Consider the following 20,509-nt stretch of genomic DNA (forward strand, 5'->3'; position numbering starts at 1 on the left):
AGCCTGCTGTTAGCCAGCGCGGCGCCGACCAATGCAGTGGCGCAGGTCCTCACTCTTCCCGCATATCCATATCCCCACCCGCGGCCCCTTGAGCACGCCGTTCCGGTGGCTACCGTGTCGCTCGTTGGAGACGTCGTCACACTGGAGGGTGCGCGCGTTGTACAGGACGCCTATGGCGAGCCGTTCGTCCTTGGTGCCGCAACGCTGAATCTGAACACCCCGTCTCAACCCAGAGTTGTCTTCACGATGACGAACGGCACCGAGGCGCCGATTCCGTTGAGGGACGTGCTGATTTACGAGAGGACGATGGTTTCTGCGCAGTCTCTTCGAGGCGTCACAGTCGGCGCCCCCTTCATGCCGGTGAGTGCGGCGGGGTGGGGGCCAGGTGGCTATTCGGAGGGCGAGCAGTTGCAGCCGGGCGCAAGCCTGACCGTCGAGGTTCCGCTCTCGCCGTTTGGCACCGAATCAGCCGCCCCCAGTGGTTTCGTCGTCTTCGTCGGCAGGAAATTGCCGCACGGGGATAAGTCGATGGATCCCACGGGCCGTGCGTGGATTGGGGAAACCAGAACGGCTCACGCCGACGCTTCTGGAGCGCCCGCCGGCCGGGCGTGGCTTGAAGACAATCCCCTCTTCACGAGAGCCTTCCTCGCGCTGCTTTCTCAGGGGCAACTGTCGGCAAGCTCTCCTTTCTGACTCACAGACCCGCCGCTGATGCACTACATCGCCCAGGAATGGGTCGACCTACGCATGTCGCACACCGCGATCGCGGGCCCGGCGCACCCTGACCGCATCCGACACTTCCCACTGCTCTAGAGGCGGCTAAGCCACCGCGCCGCTATTACGAGCGCGAGGCACGTTGCAACGATCAAGAGAAACCGGAACACCCTGCGCATCGAGGGCATTCTGGGCGAACTAGCGTGGCTGTGCAAACGACACAATCATTCCCGCGCCTGGCGAGGTGAGTGTTCGGTCTCCCGGTCATGCACGCGATCGATCCCGCTCTCCGCCGACGCGAGGATGATCGCGCGCACGTCGTGGCCGCCGATCGCGGATCGGCTCCTGTCGCTGTTCGTTCTGCACAACGGCGTTAGCTGCCGAGTACCACACTGCGCGGGGGCGGGATCGTCAGCGTTGTCCCGCACTTGATGCACACGTAGAACAACGGAATGTTCGTCGGCGTGGTCCCGCCGACGTTCTGAAGCTTCATGCCGCCGGAGGCCCCGCAGTCGAGGCAATCGCGCTCGACGACGGGCCGATCCCTATCCGGCATGGCTGGACCATATCAGCCGATCATGAACCGGCGATGACGGCAGAAACCGGCGCGGGCCGCCCGCCTCGAATCCACGGCTCGGGTCCCGTCCCGCACTGTCGCCGGCCTCGCTGGAGCGCCGGTCGTGATGATCAGCCCGAAATGGCCGCCCAAATCATCCGAAGCGAGCTTCCACACGAGCGGCTGCCGGCCCCGCGAAAGCGGCTCTCGGGTTCCTCCCGGTCACAAGGACCGGCGTCGCCCGGAGCGTTCGCTACCGTTGCGCCTTCCGCTTCCGCACATCGGAGAGGTGCCCGATGTCAGACAAGAAATCCGGCTTCACCTAGAACGGCTCGCAGCGAACCACCCGCCGTCGATGGCAGCGCTGCTCCAGGTCACCGCCGCTTTCTGCGCGCCCGGTCCACCATCACGAGCACGCCGCTGCCGAGCAGCGTCAGCGTGGCCGGCTCCGGCGTGGGACTCGCGGCTGGGTCGGCGAAGGCGTAGCTCACTGACGTACCGGCCATCATGCCCGCGCGCGGCACGAGGCCAAGCGAGGCGGTACCGCGGCCCTCGACGGGAATGGTAAACAGCAGGCTTCCCGGTGAAAACGGATTCGACGCATCTCCCTGGAACAACGACAGCGATCCGTCCATCGTGAACGGCGTGTCGAAGCCGACCGAATCCGCACTCGTCACGGTGCCCGGAGTTGCGGAGAAATTGAGCGTGCCGGACAGGAACACGCCGCTGTAGGTGACGCCGTTCACTGTCTGCTCGAACGGCCCGGTGCGAAACGGATTGGCGGACACAGTGAGCGTGTTGCTCAGATTGATCGGGTCGCCCGGCTGGACGAAGCTGCCACCCGTCTGGCTGAACGTAATGCCGCCAAGCGAGGTCCGGGCGCCGGTGAGGTCCCACCCGAATGGCGGATCCAAGCCGGTCCACACGGCTGGCAACCAAACGCCGCCACCCGTAATGACGATGGGATCGGCGAAAGCAGCGGTCCCGGTAAACATCACCGCAGCGGCGGCGAGGGAGACGAGGACCCCGCGCGAACGGAACAAATGGAGCCGCGCCAACCACACTCTGCCCATACCGCTGACCCTCCCACGGTCGTGGGGTCATGCCTGCAATTCAACCGCCACGGTCCAGCGCCTCAACCTCTGTCGCAATCCGCTGTCGAAGCCGAGTTGAGCGACCGCCGGGAGGTAGGCTCATGCGTCCACTCGGTTGCGCATGCGTGCCGACGGTCGGTTTCGTCTCCGCCGCTGCGGTGTCTCCATCCGCAGTTGCCTCGACGAACCAGACTATGGAAACGGCAACGCAGTCCTACATGCGTTGGCAACCACGGCCCAGACGACGAAGTGAATCGACGAGCTGGTCCTCCGCACATGGTCAGACGATTCGATATCCTCCCGGCGACCAAGAGCCGAACAACCTCGGCGAACACCAGGTGCTCCGATACCCCTCTGTCAATGGGAAGATGCGGGGAAGTATGTGATGGTCCGGAACAGATTGCCGGCGTACTGGTAGTCGTAGGCGTCTTCCGGCGCGTTTTCCCGCCTGACGAATCGCGAGGTCCAATTCTGATGTGCGTCGAGCGTGTAGGTGTAGTGCATTCTCGGGTAGGGCGGCTTCGCGTCGTGGCGCCGGTCTTCCTCGACGACGACCAGACCGCGGGTGTCCCGGGTATAAATCGTCGCGTCCAACAGCGCGCCATCGCTCCCGAGCGAGTCGGATTCGATCTGGCGATCGGCGGCGTCGTACTTCATGCGCTCGAAGATGTCGGGCGGGCCGCCAGCCGTGTCCTTGTACCATGCCCGGCGCCCGACGAGGTTGTCGTGCGCGTCGTAGACGAACCGCTCGAGCGCCGATCCCATCTCTGATCGGAACAGCGTCTCGTCATGGCCGCGACGCTCCGGCCTGCGTTCGCGGACGAAGGCGCCCGTGTATTCGCGGCTGACGACGAGGTTGCCGGCGGCGTCGTATTCGACCACGCCGAGTTCCCGCTCCTCGATCGCGCCGTCAGCGTTCCTGTGATTGGCCTGCCAGCGTGTCGCGACCGTCCGCACCGGTCCGACCAATTCGTCTCGCGCGCGGTCGGTTTTCGTCGGCAGCGGGGCCGCGAACGCCGACACGGCGACGACCCACACCAGCCACGGCAAGCGCGTCATCGCGGCACCCTGTTGACGATCATCCCCTTCCACCGCGCCTATGGTCAGCCGCTCTGGAACTCGTGTGCGCGAGTTGACCTGACTTGGACTACAATCCCCGCGCCCTCGCCTCAGCCCATCATAAGCGGAGTCACCAATGCCTATCGAAGCGACCGTCGTCGGCGCCCAAGAAGATAAGGCCGCCGCGATCATCAGTTACCTGACCTTACTCGGGTTCGTTGTCGCTCTGGTGTTGAACAACAGCAAGAAGACACCGCTCGGCGCCTACCACTTGCGTCAGACGCTCGGGTTGTGGCTGACCGCCATGGCGTGCGGGGTCGGCCAGATCGTCCTGGTCTTCATTCCGATCCTTGGCTGGCTGGCGATTTTCGCCATGTGGGGCACGCTGTTCGTGTGCTGGCTGATGGGATTGCTGGCCGCCATCAAAGGGCAGATGACGCCGATGCCGCTCGTCGGCGGCTTCTATCAAGACAAGCTCGGAACGACGTTCGACTAAAATTGCGCGGCGCGGGCGATGAGACTACGGATGCGGAGCTCTGGCCAAGGGTCCGCCGGCATCGCTGGACGACGCGGTCGAATCCGGCCCGATGGTCAGCATGAATTCGAATAGCTGTATCGGCGCGTAGCGCGCCGCCATCGCCGAGCCGGCTCGTTCCGCGGCATAGTTGCGGAATACCCTGACTCGATATATCTCGGGAGCGAGGGTGCCGCGGCGGCGGTGATCGTAGAAAGCGACTCGATAGGCATGCGCATAGCCCGGCGCCCCGGGCTGATGATATGCGGTCAGATCACCTGCGAAGATCATCTCCCGCCGCCAGCGGAGGCTGTTGCCGAAGTACAACAGGTCGCTTCGCAGATATCCGAGACGTTCGCCTTCGAACCCCTCGAACGGAACCAACGTCTCGAGCCCTCGGTCGATCCGCGTCAGGACGGACCACCGGTCGCCCATGGTCAAATCCGTGGTGTTGAACACGTTTGGCGCAACCAACCCGGCGTAGTACAGCACGGGGTCGCCGATCCACGCCGGCAGAGAGCGGCCAATCGTCGCTCCGAGGATCGCATTGGTGAAGAACAACAGCGAGAGCACACCATAGCCCGCGGTGTAGACAATGGCCGAGAAGCCAAGGTCGTCCGGCTGCTGCGATCGGCGCTCCGAAACCACCCTGGCGTCGGCGGACGCGAACCATCGGGCCGGGACGAAGATCACACCCCACAGCGCGAATTCGACGAACGGCAGCAGCGTCAGCTGCAAATCAAAGACTGAGCCCAGGATGAATATCCAGCCCCAGACGCGGACGAAGACTGCGCCCCATCGCGTGAAGACCAGGGGAATCATCGCTATCTGAAACAGTGTCTGTGCCGAGCCGACGAACATCGAGAGCGCTCGCAGCGTGCCAGGACTGGCGCGTTCCCACGCGCGAAACGCACTGTAGAACTCGCTCAGGTAGCTGTTGATGAACATGACCTCCGTCGTACGGCCCTGGACCCAGTACGGATCGCGCACGTGATAGAGCACCGCCTGGAAGCTCCAGCCCGCGTACGCAAGAAACAGAATCAGATAGACCGCTCGAAACTCGGCCGGCGACGGCGGCTGGCGCAGCCGGGGATGCACCGACAGTCTTCCGCTGTCCAACACGGCGATGCCCCCGAGAATCGGGACGAGGAGCATCGGTCCAAGATTGTAGGTGCCGGTCCAGATGGAGTACGCGGCGTGGGTCAGCATCAAGAGCGCCGCAGAGGTTCTGGGGAAGACGCCAAACACAAGTCCCCAGGAGAGAGCGAACTGCATCCAGCCACCGATCGCTTCGAGCGATCCGGGGTGCCCCATGACGACCGTCGGGTCGAAGTAGTACGCGGCGTCCCATGCGACGCTGCCGCTGCGCCAGGCCAGGAGAAGCCCGACGACGACGCGCAGCACGGCGACCTTGCGGGCTTCGGCTTCCGTGTCGGTGATTCGCGCGAATCCGGCGTGGTCGAGCGCTTTGGAAAGAAGGTTATCCGTGAAACTCCCCCTTTACGGTATCGGCACAGGATAGTGCGTTTCCCATTCGCGCCGGTCGCCGTTACGTCACGGCGCCAGTGCACATTCTGGGCATTGCGGGCGCCGGTTCCTGCCAATCCGGGCGGTCGGGCGCATAATGCGTCCTGGAGGCTTCATGAGACGGACTGGTTACGGATTCATTCTCGCTGGACTGATGGCATTCGGGGTCCCGCTGCTCGCACAGAAACCCGCCAACGCGCCGGCGACCGCCACGGCACAATGCACGGATGGCACCTTCTCGACAGCCAAAACCGAGCAGAACGCGTGCTCGAAGCACGGCGGGGTAAAGACGTGGTTCGGCCCAGCGGCGGCTGCGGTCAAGGACACGAAGAAGGGGGCCACCGAGACGAAGAACGCCGACAAGACGGCGGCCAAGACGATCGAGACGTCGAAGGCCGCGGCCGCGACGAGCACCGGCGCCGCGACGGGTGCGGGCCCCAAGGGTTCCACCGGCCAGTGCACCGACGGCAGCTATACCAAGGCGAAGACGCAGACGGGCGCCTGTTCGCAGCACGGCGGCGTCAAGACGTGGTTCGCGGCGGCAACGGCAGCCGCCGGTGCCGCGGCCGCGCCAGCCGCTGGCGTGGCGCCCGCGCCGGCGGTCACGCCGAAGGCCCCGCCGGTGACGCCAAAGTCTGTCCCGGTTGCCCCGGCGTCGGGCGACAAGGCCGCGGTGGCGGGCAAGGCTGCTGCCGCCGCGACCCAGACGCCAGCGGTCGCGAAGCCGGGCGACGCGCCCGCCGACGCCACCGGCAAGTGCAAGGATGGCACGTTCACCAGCTCGAAGACGCACTCCGGCGCCTGCTCGCATCACGGCGGCGTCGCGGAGTGGTTCAAGTAGAGCGAGCCGTCTCGCCCGCGCCGGCAGCGATCGCCTGCCGGCGCGGCGTCACCGAGACCGAGGGCAGCCGCCGTGGCGGCGCTTCAGAGACTCACGTCACGAACATGGCGGAAATGAATCGCACGCGGCTCCTCGGATTTGTCAGAGCGCGGATTCTACGTGCAGCGCCGAACGCCCGAGGCTATTCCGGCGTGAAGCGAGACAGGCCTCGCCGCGCAGTCACGCGGTGACGCCGCCCGTGGACGTCTCGACCACGCGCTCCATCTCGACTTCGATGACGCCGTCGCGTTCGCGCACGCATGTTCGCCCCGTGGCCCGAAAGGCGTGGCGTTCGTAAACGCGCTGAGCGCGCAGATTTCCCTGCACCACCTGCAGGCGTACCATGCGTGCACCCTCTGCGTGTGCCCACGCGATGACCTCGGCAACCAGCGCGTCCGCCGCACCAGATCCGCGCATCATCGGATGCACCCACATCGCCATCAGGTTGACGACGGCCGGGGCTGTCGCGTCGCGGGCGCAGGCGACCAGCCCGCGCGCAACCTGCCCATCGTCCAGGACGAACGTCGCGCCCGGCGACAGCCACCGACGCCAGTCCTCGACCGTACGCGCAAGCTCGCGCTCGTACGTGGATCCGAACGCGTCCGGCGCGTCGGTCAGGGCCCGCAGACGGAGCTCCCGCAGGATCGCTTCGTCACCAATTCCGGCGCGGCGCGGCGTCACGCGCCACCTGCATCCGCGCGATAGCGCTGGCATCGACGGACGGCTGCGGCGGTCGACGTCGTCGACGGGTGCGTTCGTTTCCAGTCCGCGAAGCGAGCGACCTCGAAGCGCCGCCGGAACAGAGAAGCCATATCTGGTGCGCCGGTCACGACCGGATTCTAGAGCGCAGGCCTCGGAAGGCCAAAGGGCGGATTCGAACGCGATGGCAACACAGTGCGCGCGCGAGGTCGTCCCGACCTGAACAGCACCGGAAGGAGTACAATCCCCGACTGGCTGCCTCTCGATGCCCACCCTGCCGAACCGCCTGAAGCAGTGACCCTTCGATTCGCTGTCGTCGGCGCCGCGCGGTCTCTGTGAAAGGTTGCGTCCAGCCGCCGGCCGTCGTGATCGCGTCGCCAACCGGCGTCGCGGCCCTCTGGATCCCTCGTCGCGCCCAATGCTGAACCTCGTCGCCCCCGTCCTCCTCGCCCTCGGACAGCCCGCGCTCGGGGCGCAGGCACCGACGCAGCCCGCCCGCGCGTGGGCCGTCACGATCGGCGGCAGCGGCACCGAGGCTGCCGGCGCAGCCGCCGTAGATGGGGCAGGATACATCTACGTCGCGGGCACGACGGACTCGACGGATTTCCCGGTCACGAACGGCGCGGCGCAAACCGTGCGGCAGGGGGCGACCGACGCGTTCGTGGTCAAGCTGACGCCCGACGGCGGAACCGTGGTGTTCGCGACCTATCTCGGTGGCAGCGGCGACGAGTCCGTCTCGGGCATGGGCGTCGACGGCGCCGGCAACGTCTACCTCGGAGTCACCTCGACGTCGAACGACTATCCCGGGACGTCCTCTCCGTGTGGGTCCGCCTTGCCATGCGGCTACATCACGAAGCTGTCGGCCGACGGCCGATCGATCGGCTACGCCCTGCCGGTACCGGTCGGTTTCGCCGGCCCTTTCGCCAGGGCCGCGCTCGGCCGCGTGGTGGCGAGTGACAACGGTACGGTGTACTTCCGATGGACGCTGACGGAGTTCTGTGACCGGCAGATCCTCTCGCGGATCCCGCCCGACGGAACTGAGGTTCACGACCTGCTGGATTTCGGAGGAGACTGCGGGTCGCCGAGCGGCCTGGACGCGTTCGCCGAGGGTCCGGCGAACGGCGTCGTCACAGCGTTTCACGAAGGGACGCCCTGGCAACTCCACGTGGCGAGCATCGAGTCGAGCGGCACGACCGACTGGATTGCGGTGCGGGACGGGACTGCGGCCGTTGCGGCGCTGACCTCGGCCCAGGCCGGCGGCGGCTACGTGCTCGGCGCAAATCTGTTGCACCTGAGCGCGGACGGCGAGATCGACGGCTCGTCGCCGATGCAGGTGCCGGCGGACTGGTGGACGCCCGGGGCGTTGGTCGACGCACCGCTCCGCCAGGACGGATCCGGGCGCCTGCACACCGTGCTCTGCGGCACCTCGTGCCGCGCGGCGACGATCGATCCGACGGGGGCGCTGATCGCCTCGGCCATCGTCGACGGCGGCACCTCCTCCTGGGCGTATGCGTACGGACCGGCCGGGCAGCTCGCCGCGGTGGGCGATAGCGGCGGCGACGTCCGCGTCGCCCTCTACGGCGACGCCGTCATCAGCGATTTTTCCGGACCGGTCTCCGTGCGGTTCGATACCGGCGTCACCTGGACTGCACAGGCGATCAGGGCCGACGCCGAATACAAGTTCATCCGTCGGGATCCCGACGGCATCTGGCGGGTCGTACGCGACTGGTCCACCGTGCCGGCCTACAGCTGGTTTCCCACTTATGGCGACCTTGGCATACACGATCTGCAGGTGTGGTTGCGAACGCCGGGCTCGAGCGCCGTGTACGAAGACTGGCGCAGTGCCGAACTCACGGTGACCGACGGGCCGCTGCCAGCGATCACCGGCCTCACGCCGTCAGTCCAGTCGTTCCATGCGGGCGGACCAATCACGTGGACGGCAGACGCCGCCGGCGGCTACGGTGCCCCGCAGTTCGCCTTTCTCCGCTTGGACGCCGACGGCTGGCACCTCGCGCAGCCGTACAGCAGCGACAACTCATACACGTGGATTCCGAATCCGGCCGACCTCGGCGCGCACGCGCTGCAGGTGTGGGTGCGCAACCGGGATTCCCAGGCGACATACGAGGCCTGGCAGACCACGACCTTCACCGTCGAGGGCGCCGCACCGCTCACGGTGCAGATCGCGGCGCTCGGTCCGGTGCCAGCGGCCGATACGCGCGCGATCACATGGCGCGCCGTCACCACGGGCGGCGACGGGCCGCTGCAGTACGAGTTCTGGCGGATGAGCCCCGTGGGTTCGTGGTCGCTCGTGCAGGACTACAGCGCCAGCAACAACTATAGCTGGCGTCCGGGGCTGAACGTCAGCGGCACCTATGCGATTCAAGTCTGGGTGCGGAACAACGGGTCGACGGCACCCTACGACGCCTGGGCGGGCACCGGGGAATTCACGATTGCTTCGCCACCGACGTTGACGCTGGCGATCCAGTCGGAGCCGGTGTCACCGCTGGTCGCCGGTGCGTCCGCGTCGTGGAGCGCCATCACATCGACCGCCACCAGCACACCCATCGAATATCAGTTCGTCAGGCTCGACGCCGACGGCTGGCACATCGTCAGGCCGTACGACACCGATGCGGGGTCGGGTTCGTACAGGTGGACGCCCATCGCGGCCGACGCCGGGCCGCACGAGCTGCAGGTCTGGGCGCGGCGCGTCGGATCGCTGGAGCCGTTCGAGGGATGGACCTCGGCGACCAGCTTCCGCGTCCTGCCGCCGGCGCCGCTGACGCTCGTCGCCAGCGGCGTGCCGCACGTCGGCCTGACGACAACGTGGACGGCGATACCGAGCAACCCGAGCCTCGGCCTGCTCTATCGATTCCTCCGCCAGGACGGAAGCGGGTTCCACCTCGTGCGAGACGACGAAGCCTATCCGCAGTATTCGTGGACACCCGGCAGCGCGGACGTCGGCGACCACACCTTGCTCGTGGACGGCTTCACGGTGCCGGAAACGACGGTCCTGAGCGCCAGCTCGACATTCACCGTCGAGGCGCCGGCGCCGCCAAGCGTGGAGATCGATACCCTCGGTCCCGTGCCCTCGGCGGGAATCGGAGGCACCGTTGCCTGGAAGGCCGACGCGATCGGCGACGGCGCGCCGTATCAATACCGGTTCGTCCGCCTCGACGCCGACGGCTGGCACGTCGTGCAGGATTTCAGCGGCGCCGACACCTATCTCTGGAGCCCCGGCGACGCCGACGCCGGCGCGCACGTCATCCAGGTCTGGGTGCGCAACGCGGGCTCGACGGCCGTCTACGACGCGTGGGCCACGACCGGGACGTTCGTCATCCCGGCGGGACGCTGACGGACGCGCACTACATCTTCCGTTTCTTCAGCTCGCTCAGCACCGAATCGACTTCCTTCTGCAGCGCGGCGCCGGCCGCCGCGTCTTCCGACGTCAGCGCCACTTGGATCTTGGGCTTCGTGGCCATGTCGACGAGCCGAAAGACGGAGGAAAAGACTGGATCCTGCGTCTGCGCCATCATGCCGGGAGCCGTGTTACCCATCGACGAGAACATCTGCATGTACCCGCTGCGCATCATCATCATCGGCGTCACGTACACCGACACGCGCTTGGCGACGTTCAGCGCCGACTGCGTCGACGAGGCGCCGCTGTGCTCCGACGAGTTCAGGGTCGCCTTCCCCGCTCCCGGACTGGCGAGCGCATAGTCCACCTTGGCCGCAAGGCCGTCGGCGGGCGCGCCGCCAATCTTGCCGAGCATGCCCTTTCCCGGATGCTTCATCTCGCTGACGTTGTTCGTCAGGATGAAGTCGCACGATCGCTGTTTGGCTTCCTCGGCGAGCTCCGCCGGGTTCGTGCCCTTGAGGAGGACCGCGTCGGTGGCGTTTTGCGCAAACGAGTCAGCCAACCCCTGAGTCAGATCGGTCGTCGACATCGACTGGCCGCTGCTGTTCTGGAGCGGCGCGATCCCGATGCGGATGGTGCCGGGCTTCTTCGGGCCGTCCTCGTCGGGACGATGATCGGCCGCGAGCTGGATGGCGGACCTGACGGCGACGTAATCGGCCGGCACCTCGAACAGCTGCGGGTCGAGCTTCGTCCGCTGCACCTCGGTCGCCTCCATTGTCGTCGTCACCGGCGCCTCGTTGCCCGATGAGGTCACCATCGTGTAGGCGAATGGGTACGCGCGCGACGGCGGCGGCCGGAGGTACGACACCACGTCACGAGTGGCGGCGTCCTTCGGGTCCACGCGCAGTTCGCGTTCGGGGGCCGGCGCGCCCGTGCAGGAGATCGACTCGGGAAGGTCGGCATACCAGCCGTCGATCTCGACGCGCTCGGGCTTCTTGTCCCACGCGTCGGCGGAAGCCTCCTTGGTAACCGTCGTCTTCAGTCTGCGAACCGGAAAGCCGAACATCTCCTTGTGCTCGCCCGTGTCGACGACGGTCGTGGCGTAGGTGATGTGGCCACCCTTCTGCTTCCCGGTTGGCGCGGCCGCGGCGGTCGGGTCCGGAGCGACCGGATCCGGGATCGCGAGATACACACGCGTGTCGGCATTCAGCTGGATGTTCTGATGAGCGTCGCACTGCTGAATCGACGACATGCCGGAGTCGTACGAGACGCGCTGCCGCGGGCCGTGCATCATCACGGTTCCGGCGGTGGTCTTGTCCCCGGCGAGGTACCGGGACGTCACCGACAGGTCGGGCGGCGGCGGTTCGGGCTTGGGTGCCGCCGGCTTTGCGGCGGGCTTCGCCGCCGTCTTGACGGGCGGCTTCTTCGGCGCCGGCTTGGGAGTCTGCGACAACGCCGCCGCGGGAAGCATGAGTGACATGAGCCAGATTCCGGCCATCGTCAGCGCGCGCGTCATGGGCACCTCCGTAGACATTCGGGCCACGCAGACCCGCCGTCTTCTCTCTACGCGTCAAAACGTGCCGGAAGGGCTCATCGAACGGTTCCGGCATTCCGCTTGACAGGTACCCGGTGTGGCATTACCTTCGAGATCTCCCCAAAATAGAGCAAATATGTCCAGGCACAGGCGCCTGCGGCCGGTTGCGGCCGCGGCATTTCTGTTGATTGCGAGCGCCGTGGCGGCTCCACGGCTCGAAGGGCAGGGTCTGGCCCAAAGCGGCGTGTTCCGCGAGGTCGGATCGGCGGCTGCCCGAACGGCCGCTTCTGACGGCCACGCGATCCGCACCCGATCCGTGGCAGTCGATCTCGCGCAAATCGCCCGCGTGCCGAGAGTCAGGTCAGTGGCCGACGTCAGGCCACACCTCCAGCTGAATCTCTTCCCTGACGCTACCTTCGACGCCGTCCTCGATCGCGTCGATACGCCGCAATCCGGATACGTCTGGGTCGGACACGTGCAGGGCGTGCCGGGCAGCAGCGTCACGCTGTCGGTGGTGGACGACGTCGTGGCGGGCAGCGTCATCATGCCCGGCGCTGAGTTCACGATCCGTTATACCGGCGGCAATCATGCGGTTGAGCAGATCGACCCGGCGTGGTATCCCCCCGAGCAGCCGCCGCTCATACCCGCGCGCCGGCCACAGAACCCGGCGAACGCGGCCGCCGCCGCGACGACGGCCGCATCCGATGCGCAGGCCGACGACGGTTCGACGATCGACGTGATGGTGATCTACACGCCGGCGGTAACGACGTATCGCGGCAGCGACGCCGCGGTACGGGCGCTCGTCAATCAGGGCATCAGCGACACGAACACGTCGTACGCAAACAGCGGCATCACCCAGCGAGTCCGTCTCGTCTACACGGGCCAGGTCACCTACACCGAGTCGGGCGTCATGGAGCAGGATCTCGACAACGTCACGGACTCGAGCGGTGCGCTCACCGGCGTCGGAGGCTTGCGCAATACCTACGGCGCCGATCTCGTGAGCCTGTGGACGCATGACGCGGTGCCGCAGTACTGCGGGATCGCGTGGGTGATGGACAGCATCGGCACGTCGTTCGCGCCCGACGGCTACAGCGTCGTCTCAGATGTCTGTGTCTCAAACTCCTCGTTCGCGCACGAGATGGGGCACAACATGGGGGCGCAGCACGACTGGTACGTCGATGCGGAGACGGTGCCGCGTACTTACGCACACGGCTACGTCTCGGTCGCCGGCGGGTTCCGCACGATCATGGCGTATCCAAATCTGTGCAGCAGCTGCGCGCGTCTGCTGGCCTGGGCCTCACCCACCCACACGTACAACGGTGTCCCGATGGGTGTGGCGGCCGGCACGAGCACGGCGTGTACGGTCGGGAACACAGCAAATCCGCCGTGCGATGCCGACGATGCGCGTCTCCTGAACGAAACGGCGTCCACCGTCGCGAACTTCCGGCAGGCGGTGCCGAGTGCGGTCGCCGTCACATCCCTGACGCCCAGCGTGGCGTCACCCTCGACGGTGAACACGACGGTCTTGTGGACGGCGGCCGCCACCGGTGGGACCGCCCCTTACACGTACAAGTTCCTCGTCTACGACGGCGCGAACTGGACGGTGGCACAGGACTGGAGCGCGTCGAACGTCTGGAGCTGGACGCCGGCGCTTCCCGCCGCCTATTCGGTTCAGGTGTGGGTGCGCAACGCCGGATCGAGCGCCACCTACGACGCGTGGGGACAAGCCAGCTTCACCGTGAACGGCCCGCCCCCCTTGCAGGTCACGACTCTGAGCGCATCCTCGCCGTCGATGGCGCCGCTCGGAACCACCGTCGCGTGGACCGCGATGGCGGCCGGCGGGACCGGCCCCTACACCTACAAGTTCCTCCTCTACGACGGCACGAGCTGGACGGTCGGCCGCGACTGGAGTACGTCCAACAGCTGGAACTGGACCCCTGCTGCAGCGCACGCGTATTCGCTCGAGGTCTGGGTGCGCAACGCCGGCTCCGCCGCGCTCTACGACGCGTGGCTCGATTCGGGCACCTACACCGTCATCATTCCGCCGCTCACGGTGACCTCGCTGGTCTCGACGCCAGCGTCGAGCGCACCCGTCAATACATCGGTTGTGTGGAGCGCGTCGGCGACCGGCGGCACCGGACCCTACACCTACAAGTTCCTGCTGTGGAACGGCAGCGCATGGTCGGTCGGCCGGGACTGGAACGCCGCCACGACGTGGGCCTGGACGCCCGGCACCGCCGGCGCCTTCTCGGTGCAGGTGTGGGCGCGCAACGCCGGGTCGAGCGCGACCTACGACGCCTGGCGCCCCTCGGGAACGTTCAGCGTCACCGGCCCGATGCCGCTGGGAGTCGTGAGCCTTTCTCCCTCCCAATCGTCCGGCGTGGCTGGCCAGCCAGTCGTCTGGAGCGCGGCCGCCACGGGGGGGACTTCGCCATACACTTACAAGTTCCTCGTCTACGACGGTACGACGTGGACGATCGGACGCGACTGGAACGCCTCGAGCACCTGGTCGTGGACGCCTGCGGCCACCGGCGCGTATGCGATCCAGGTGTGGGTACGCAATGCCGGCTCAAGCGCCGTCTACGACGCATGGCTCGGGTCGCCGCAGTTCGCGGTGGCGGCGACAGGCCCATTGTCGGTGCTCGGTCTGACCGTCGGATCGAATACTGGATCGGTTGCAGTCAACAGCACCGCTGCCGTCACCGCCACCGCGGCGGGCGGCGTCGGGCCCTATACCTACAAGTTCCTCGTCTACGACGGGACGACCTGGTCGGTCGGGCAGGACTGGAGCGCCTCCAACGTCTTGAACTGGACGCCGACGCATTCGGGCACGTACAGCTTCCAAGTCTGGGTGCGAAACGCAGGCTCCGTGACGGCGTGGGACGCGTGGAAAGGAGCTGGGCCCGTCGTTTCGCCCTGAGTCCGGCCGTCAGCCGTCAGCGCCGCCGTTCAGGAGTCGAGCGAGCGGCGGTTGGGGACGCCGCGGAGGCGGCGGCGCTCGGCCTGGTTCCAGCCCTGCGTCCGCCACGTCTCGCCGATCTCCCGTTCGCGATCGAGAAGCGCCGAGATCTCGTCGAACCGCTCGACCTCGACGTCCGCCCCGTCACTGATGACGAGCTCGTACAACGGACCGTCGGCCGCCAGCCGCATCTCACACGTTCGGGTATGACCTTCCCGCTGGTAGAAGTAGATCATCGGTCCCCCTCGGACAGCAGTCCAGGCAGACAGCCCGGCAGAAGCGAGCTGAGCAAGTGGTGATCCGTCGGGCCGATCGCCTGAAATGCCTGTAAATTCGGCGATTCGGCCGTACCACTGCTGAGTTCGCGGGTTACGGCTGAGCAAAAACTACAGAGAGCGCGGCCCTCTAGCGTCGGCGAGCGGTTCACTCGATAAGGGTACCGATGGCCTACATGTTCCTGCGGGGAACCGAGTGGGTGACCTGCGAGACCTGCCTGAACCCGGAGGGTGTCGGCTTTCACCTGGTTGTGACGCAGAACGGCACGCGCCACATCGAGGAGTTCGACACTGTCCCTTCAATGCTGGCGCGCGAGCACGAATGGCTGCAGGCCTGGCGCTCTCATGGCTGGCGGGAACTCAGTGGGGCGCGGCAACCGATGGCCGGCACCGGCCGATAGGGTCGCTATCCAGGTAACGCCATGCTGTATTTCTTCCGACGCGGTCAGGAATCCCTCTCCTGCGAGACCCGCCTGAATCCTGACGGGCCAGGGTACGAGCTCGTGGTCACACAGCACGGCTCGAGTCACGTCGAACAGTTCGAGACCGTCGCCGGCATGCTGCAGCGCGAACACGAACTGTTGCAGGCCTGGCGCGCACAGGGGTGGACGGAGGTCGGCAAGCGGCCAGGTTCCGATGCGTGGCGGGTGTAAGTCGAATGAGAGAACTTTCTACCAGCCGTGTAGAAGAATCTTTCGTGTCCTAATTCGTGGCACTCATACGAATCAACGACTTACAGCTCTTCAAAATGGATCGACCTTTGCTAGAAAAAACGCACTAGAGAACCAATGCACATGGGCGCCGTCATGGAAAACCACTTGACCGGTCTCGAGCGCGACGTCGAACACGCGCAGCAGATGATTCAACAGGCCGAAATGATGCTGCAGATGGCCTGGCGAATTATCGCCAATCGCGAAGCGGAGCTGGCTCGAATCAACGCGCCGTCAGCCACGTCCGCGGTCCAGCCTCCCACCATTTTCGCCTGAGCGTTCCGGGTTTCGCTTTTCGTCAGCTTCCCTGCCATTCGAAGTCGCCACGATCGCAGTAAGATCGCGGCGTGGTCTCTGCGCTCTTCGTGCTGGCGCAGCTCGTAATCGGCGCTGCGCCGACTCCCGATCTCCACGCACCAATCGTCAGCGGACGCGTGATCGATGCCGACAGCGGACATCCGGTCGCCGGCGCGCTGGTCACGCCGTACGGGAGCGCGGTCGTTGCGCCCGGAACCGTCATCCTCACCAACGGCACCGGCCAGTTCGCCATTCGCGGCCTGCGGGCCGGCTCGCTCGTGGTCATCGCGCGCAAGGGCGGCTACATCGACGCTGCACGCGGCCAGACGCGGCCGGCCGGCGTATCGCTGCCGCTGCGCGTCGCCGCCGACGGGCGATACGCCGATATCGACGTGCGCATGTGGCGCCACGGCGTGATCACCGGAACGGTGGTGGACGAGGGCGGCGACCCGGTGATCGGCGCTACCGTCCGCGCATATAAGGGTGTCAAGGCCGGCGGCCGCTCGACGTACAGCGAGTCCGGCAGCGCGACGACCGACGATCGAGGCGTGTACCGAATCGCGCAGCTCGTGCCCGGCAATTATCTCGTCGGGTTCGTCGTGAAACAGACATCGATCCCCGCCGACGTCATGGACGTCTTCTTCGGCGGCGCCTCCACCCGCGCCGAACGCGACGCGCTCGGCCGCGAGATGAAGTCGATCGATGCCGCCGTGGTGCCGGCGGGCTCGCGCTACGCCACATCGGTTGACGCGGTGACGATGCCCCTCGACCCCGGCACCGCCACGCCAACGTCGCGCGGCGACGGGTTCTTCGTGTATCCGACGATGTTCCATCCGTCGGCGCGCACGCCGGCCGAGGCCGCTCCCGTTGTCGTCCGCTCCGGGCTGGAGCGTGCCAACATCGACCTGCAGCTCCGCCTCGAGCGGACCGTGCGCGTCAGCGGCATGCTCGTCGCGCCCGATGGTCTTGCGGCGCACGTGCCGGTGCGCCTGACGGCGGCCGGCGACGACACGATCGGTCCGCTCGACGTCGCGGTCACCATGACCGATGCGACAGGGGCGTTCACGTTCGCGGGCGTCACGCCGGGACAGTACGTGCTTTCGGCCGTGCGGCTGCCCCGCCCGCCGCCCGATCCGCCCAACGACTCGACGATGACGATTCAGGCCGGCGCCGCGGCAATCGCCCCACGCCCGCCGCCCGCAAGCGCACTCGCCCCGCCGCCGCCCGTTCCTGCCGACGCCACCCTGTCGGCCCGATTGCCCATCGCTGTCGGCGAGGGAGACGTCACCGACGCGAACGTGCCGCTGCAGGAGGCGCCGCGCATGAGTGGGCGGCTGGAATTCGACGGCGTGGCGGATCCGCCCGATCCCACGCTGGTGGCAAACCTGCGGATACAGCTCGTTCCTTCTGACGGCTCGCCGGCCGGGGCGGGACTCGCACAGGAGAGCGGCCATCCCGACGGCTTCGGCGGCTTCACCACGGTGGGCGTTCCGTCCGGCCGCTACATCGTCCAGGTCAACGGCCTGCCGCTCCCCGGTTGGACGTTCAAAGGCGCCCAGTTCGAGGGCCGCGATCTCGCCGACACGCCGATCGACTTGACCAGGGACGTCACCGGCGTCGTGCTCTCGTTCACGGATCGCCCAGCCTCGATCGACGGCACCGTGCGCAGCGGTATGCGGCCAGATCCCGAGGCGGTCATCGCCGCGTATCCCGTTGACGAAGCCGCTTGGAGCGATGCCGGGCCGGCTGCCCGCCGGATCAAGGTGGCGCACGCCGCGGCCGATGGCACGTTCACGATCGCGAACGTGCCGGCCGGCGACTACTACGTGGTGGCCGTCACCGAAGATCCGCCAAGCTGGCAGGATCCGGCGCTGCTGCGCGCACTGGCACCGGCCGCGCGACAGGTTCGCGTCCTCGACGGGGGCCGTTCGGCGGTCACGCTGAGGACGGTGGCGGCGAAGTGAGACGCGCGGCGCTGCTGGCGCTCGCCGCCAGTCTGCCTTTCACGACCAGCGTGGCGGCGCAGCCATCGCGCGATGCGCGGCGTCCTGCGACGGGAGCGGCCGTGCTCACCGGCACCATCGTCAGCGATGAGTTCACGCCACATCCGATCCGCCACGCGCGCGTCGTGTGCGCCGCCTCGGACCGGCCCGCCTCGGTGACCGCGATCACCGACGAGCAGGGCCGCTTCACCTGCGCGCGGCTGCCGGCGGGACGCTACGTCATCAGCGTCACGCGCGACGGCTGGGTGGGCGCCGCGTACGGCGCCGCCCGCCCGCTTCGACCCGGATCGGCGGTTCCCCTCGCCGACGGGCAACGCGCCGACGTCGTCCTTCGCATGGTCCGCGGCGCTGTGATTACCGGGACGGTGCTCGACGAACGAGGTCAGCCGGCGGCCGGCGCGAGCGTCGTGGCGCTGCGGGCGACGACGATCGAGGGTCAGCGCCGGATGATCGCGACCGGATCTGCGGGACTCACCGACGATCGCGGCGTCTACCGGATCTATGGGCTGGCGCCCGGCGACTACTTCGTCAGCGCGGGTCCGTCCGGGTCGGCGCTTTCGCTCCAGGACGCGCTGACGGCGCAGAGTGACGGTCGCGAACGCCACGTTGCCCTGGCCTCCACCTATTACCCCGGCACGGCCGTTCCTCTAGAGGCCGCGCCGATCCACCTCGCCGCCAGCGAGGAACGTACGGACGTCGATTTCGCGCTGGAGATCGTGCCGTCGGCGCAGGTCGACGGAACGCTGATGATGCCCGACGGCACGGCGCCGCCGCCGGCGGCGCAACTGTCGCTCGTGCCGGGCGGCGCAGCGGCCATCGAGGGTCTGGCGTTCGCCGGGCTGAAGACGACGCGGCCCGACAGCCAGGGTGTCTTCTCGTTCAGCGGCGTCGTGCCCGGCGAGTACACGCTGCTCGCGCGGCTGGCGGCAACGCCGGTGCTCTGGGCGTCGACGCAGATCGTGGTGCAGGGGGATCCGGTATCGGGCCTGGCGCTCGCGCTCCAGCCCGCATTGTCGATCGCCGGAACGGTGAGGCTCGAGGGGTCCGAAGGCTCCCGGCCGCCGTTCGGCCTCGGATCGATCCGGATCGTGTGCGAACCGGTTCAGGCGCTTGGGGACATCGGCCTTGCACCGGACGCCGTGCTGGTCGACGCCGACGGGCGCTTCGTCGTCCGCGGCGTCGTGCCCGGACGCTACCGACTCCTTGCCGCGCTTCCGGCGGCGGCGAAGAAAGGCGGTTGGATTCAGCGGGCCGGCGTCATCAACGGCGCCGACACGCTCGACGTGCCGGCGGCTATCGCCCAGTCGGCCGGCGATGCATTCGTCACGCTGACCGATCGCGCCGCGCACCTTTCGGGCCGCCTGCCGGACAGCGATGGCACCGCGCCATCCGCCACCACCGTCGTGCTGTTCCCCACCGACCCGGCGCTGCGCGTGCCGCGATCGCGCCGGATCCAGGCGGTGCGCGCCGACGCCGCAGGCGCGTTCGCCTTCGACGGCCTTCCGCCAGGCGACTATCTCATCGCGCTCGCGGAAGATGTCGAGCCAGGCGAGTGGCAGGACCCGGCGTTCCTGGCGCGGCTCGTGTCAGGCGCGGTGGCTGTCGCGCTCGGCGAAGGCGAATCGCGCACGGCAGTGCTGCGGCCGCGCATGGTCGCGGCCGTGAGGTGATCCCGCTGCCGCGGGTCGACATCATGCCCACGAACGACAACCCACACGCCGGCCAGCCGGCTCTCGTGCGCGGCCCACGACCGTCGGAGGCGCGTCTCGCGCTGATCATGGTTCACGGCCGCGGCGCGACGGCGCAGAGCATCCTGACGCTCGCCGACGAGTTCGAGCTGGAAGACGTCGCCTATGTGGCGCCGCAAGCCGCCGGCCACACCTGGTATCCGCACTCGTTTCTCGCGCCCATCGGGCAGAACGAGCCCGGCATCAGCTCGGGCCTCGCGGCGATCGCGGCGATCGTCGCGGCGCTGGAGCGCGACGGCATCGCCGCGGATCGAATCGGCCTGCTCGGATTCTCGCAGGGGGCGTGCCTCACGCTCGAGTACGCCGCACGGCACGCGCGACGCTACCGCGGCGTATTCGGATTGAGCGGCGGCCTGATCGGTCCGCCGGGCACGCCGCGCGACTACGCCGGATCGCTCGAAGGCACGCCGGTGCTGCTCGGCTGCAGCGACACCGACCCGCACATACCGCTCGAGCGCGTTCAGGAATCGACCGCCGTGCTCGGACGTCTGGGCGCCGCGGTCGACGAGCGCATCTATCCGGGCATGGTGCATCTCGTCAACGCCGACGAGATCGCGGCCGTCCTGGCGATCCTCCGCGCGTAGC

At 67.5% G+C, this 20,509-nt stretch carries 18 protein-coding genes; 11 read left to right on the forward strand and 7 right to left on the reverse strand.

Going from position 1 to position 20,509, the window contains the following annotated elements; translation table 11 throughout:
- Positions 1-693: hypothetical protein (locus tag VGI12_14730; GenBank protein ID HEY2433926.1), on the forward strand; the 693-nt coding region annotated here is incomplete at its 5' end.
- Between the two features lie 394 nt (positions 694-1,087).
- Here the strand turns inward: VGI12_14730 and VGI12_14735 are convergent.
- From VGI12_14735 to VGI12_14745, 3 genes are all read right to left on the reverse strand, one after another.
- Positions 1,088-1,270, reverse strand: coding sequence for a hypothetical protein (locus VGI12_14735; GenBank protein ID HEY2433927.1), 183 nt, complete (start codon positions 1,268-1,270; stop codon positions 1,088-1,090).
- A gap of 374 nt (positions 1,271-1,644) precedes the next feature.
- Positions 1,645-2,196: a PEP-CTERM sorting domain-containing protein gene (locus tag VGI12_14740; GenBank protein ID HEY2433928.1), complete on the reverse strand. Its 552-nt coding sequence runs from the start codon at positions 2,194-2,196 to the stop codon at positions 1,645-1,647.
- A 525-nt stretch (positions 2,197-2,721) separates the two neighbouring features.
- A complete protein-coding gene (locus VGI12_14745; protein HEY2433929.1) occupies positions 2,722-3,423 on the reverse strand; it encodes a hypothetical protein in 702 nt (233 codons plus the stop codon).
- Between the two features lie 136 nt (positions 3,424-3,559).
- Here VGI12_14745 and VGI12_14750 point away from each other — a divergent pair, with 136 nt between their 5' ends.
- A complete protein-coding gene (locus VGI12_14750; protein ID HEY2433930.1) occupies positions 3,560-3,919 on the forward strand; it encodes a hypothetical protein in 360 nt (119 codons plus the stop codon).
- A gap of 24 nt (positions 3,920-3,943) precedes the next feature.
- On the opposite strand, the gene VGI12_14755 is transcribed toward VGI12_14750, so the two are convergent.
- Positions 3,944-5,341: a hypothetical protein gene (locus VGI12_14755; GenBank protein ID HEY2433931.1), complete on the reverse strand. Its 1,398-nt coding sequence runs from the start codon at positions 5,339-5,341 to the stop codon at positions 3,944-3,946.
- Between the two features lie 277 nt (positions 5,342-5,618).
- Between VGI12_14755 and VGI12_14760 the strand changes: the two genes are divergently transcribed.
- Positions 5,619-6,305 carry a DUF3761 domain-containing protein gene (locus VGI12_14760; protein HEY2433932.1) on the forward strand — a complete coding sequence of 229 codons (687 nt, stop codon included), beginning with the start codon at positions 5,619-5,621 and terminating at the stop codon, positions 6,303-6,305.
- A gap of 219 nt (positions 6,306-6,524) precedes the next feature.
- On the opposite strand, the gene VGI12_14765 is transcribed toward VGI12_14760, so the two are convergent.
- Complete coding sequence (locus VGI12_14765) at positions 6,525-7,025, reverse strand: GNAT family N-acetyltransferase (protein HEY2433933.1); 501 nt, start codon at positions 7,023-7,025, stop codon at positions 6,525-6,527.
- Positions 7,026-7,461: 436 nt separating this feature from the next.
- Here VGI12_14765 and VGI12_14770 point away from each other — a divergent pair, with 436 nt between their 5' ends.
- Entirely contained in the window at positions 7,462-10,395 is a 2,934-nt protein-coding gene (locus VGI12_14770) for an SBBP repeat-containing protein (protein ID HEY2433934.1), read from the forward strand.
- A gap of 10 nt (positions 10,396-10,405) precedes the next feature.
- Here the strand turns inward: VGI12_14770 and VGI12_14775 are convergent, their stop codons facing one another.
- Complete coding sequence (locus VGI12_14775) at positions 10,406-11,914, reverse strand: hypothetical protein (GenBank protein HEY2433935.1); 1,509 nt, start codon at positions 11,912-11,914, stop codon at positions 10,406-10,408.
- A 154-nt stretch (positions 11,915-12,068) separates the two neighbouring features.
- On the opposite strand from VGI12_14775, the gene VGI12_14780 reads away from it, so the two are divergent.
- The gene (locus VGI12_14780; GenBank protein ID HEY2433936.1) at positions 12,069-14,852 is read left to right on the forward strand and encodes a M12 family metallo-peptidase; all 2,784 of its coding nucleotides are present in this window, start codon (positions 12,069-12,071) and stop codon (positions 14,850-14,852) included.
- 29 nt (positions 14,853-14,881) lie between these two features.
- Here the strand turns inward: VGI12_14780 and VGI12_14785 are convergent, their stop codons facing one another.
- Positions 14,882-15,127, reverse strand: a complete 246-nt coding sequence (locus VGI12_14785; GenBank protein ID HEY2433937.1) for a hypothetical protein — start codon at positions 15,125-15,127, stop codon at positions 14,882-14,884.
- 206 nt (positions 15,128-15,333) lie between these two features.
- On the opposite strand from VGI12_14785, the gene VGI12_14790 reads away from it, so the two are divergent.
- From VGI12_14790 to VGI12_14815, 6 genes are all read left to right on the forward strand, one after another.
- Positions 15,334-15,567, forward strand: a complete 234-nt coding sequence (locus VGI12_14790) for a hypothetical protein (GenBank protein HEY2433938.1) — start codon at positions 15,334-15,336, stop codon at positions 15,565-15,567.
- A gap of 21 nt (positions 15,568-15,588) precedes the next feature.
- A complete protein-coding gene (locus tag VGI12_14795) occupies positions 15,589-15,819 on the forward strand; it encodes a hypothetical protein (protein ID HEY2433939.1) in 231 nt (76 codons plus the stop codon).
- A gap of 141 nt (positions 15,820-15,960) precedes the next feature.
- Entirely contained in the window at positions 15,961-16,152 is a 192-nt protein-coding gene (locus tag VGI12_14800; GenBank protein ID HEY2433940.1) for a hypothetical protein, read from the forward strand.
- A 71-nt stretch (positions 16,153-16,223) separates the two neighbouring features.
- A complete protein-coding gene (locus VGI12_14805; GenBank protein ID HEY2433941.1) occupies positions 16,224-18,137 on the forward strand; it encodes a carboxypeptidase-like regulatory domain-containing protein in 1,914 nt (637 codons plus the stop codon).
- A complete protein-coding gene (locus VGI12_14810; protein HEY2433942.1) occupies positions 18,134-19,846 on the forward strand; it encodes a carboxypeptidase-like regulatory domain-containing protein in 1,713 nt (570 codons plus the stop codon). Before VGI12_14805 ends, VGI12_14810 begins: the two co-directional genes overlap by 4 nt.
- Positions 19,843-20,508: a dienelactone hydrolase family protein gene (locus VGI12_14815; protein HEY2433943.1), complete on the forward strand. Its 666-nt coding sequence runs from the start codon at positions 19,843-19,845 to the stop codon at positions 20,506-20,508. The genes VGI12_14810 and VGI12_14815 overlap by 4 nt, the downstream gene beginning before the upstream one ends.
- Position 20,509 lies beyond the last annotated feature (1 nt).

It is taken from the genome of Vicinamibacterales bacterium (assembly GCA_036496585.1).
Taxonomy (GTDB): Bacteria; Acidobacteriota; Vicinamibacteria; order Vicinamibacterales; family 2-12-FULL-66-21; genus JAICSD01.

Excerpts from the sequence above, each read along its gene's own strand:
- VGI12_14800 (HEY2433940.1), top strand. The coding sequence starts at position 15,961 with ATGGGCGCCGTCATGGAAAACCACTTGACCGGTCTCGAGCGCGACGTC.
- VGI12_14785 (HEY2433937.1), bottom strand. The coding sequence starts at position 15,127 with ATGATCTACTTCTACCAGCGGGAAGGTCATACCCGAACGTGTGAGATG.
- VGI12_14745 (HEY2433929.1), bottom strand. The coding sequence starts at position 3,423 with ATGACGCGCTTGCCGTGGCTGGTGTGGGTCGTCGCCGTGTCGGCGTTC.
- VGI12_14770 (HEY2433934.1), top strand. The coding sequence starts at position 7,462 with ATGCTGAACCTCGTCGCCCCCGTCCTCCTCGCCCTCGGACAGCCCGCG.
- VGI12_14795 (HEY2433939.1), top strand. The coding sequence starts at position 15,589 with ATGCTGTATTTCTTCCGACGCGGTCAGGAATCCCTCTCCTGCGAGACC.
- VGI12_14735 (HEY2433927.1), bottom strand. The coding sequence starts at position 1,270 with ATGCCGGATAGGGATCGGCCCGTCGTCGAGCGCGATTGCCTCGACTGC.
- VGI12_14775 (HEY2433935.1), bottom strand. The coding sequence starts at position 11,914 with ATGACGCGCGCGCTGACGATGGCCGGAATCTGGCTCATGTCACTCATG.
- VGI12_14780 (HEY2433936.1), top strand. The coding sequence starts at position 12,069 with ATGTCCAGGCACAGGCGCCTGCGGCCGGTTGCGGCCGCGGCATTTCTG.
- VGI12_14760 (HEY2433932.1), top strand. The coding sequence starts at position 5,619 with ATGGCATTCGGGGTCCCGCTGCTCGCACAGAAACCCGCCAACGCGCCG.
- VGI12_14750 (HEY2433930.1), top strand. The coding sequence starts at position 3,560 with ATGCCTATCGAAGCGACCGTCGTCGGCGCCCAAGAAGATAAGGCCGCC.
- VGI12_14790 (HEY2433938.1), top strand. The coding sequence starts at position 15,334 with ATGGCCTACATGTTCCTGCGGGGAACCGAGTGGGTGACCTGCGAGACC.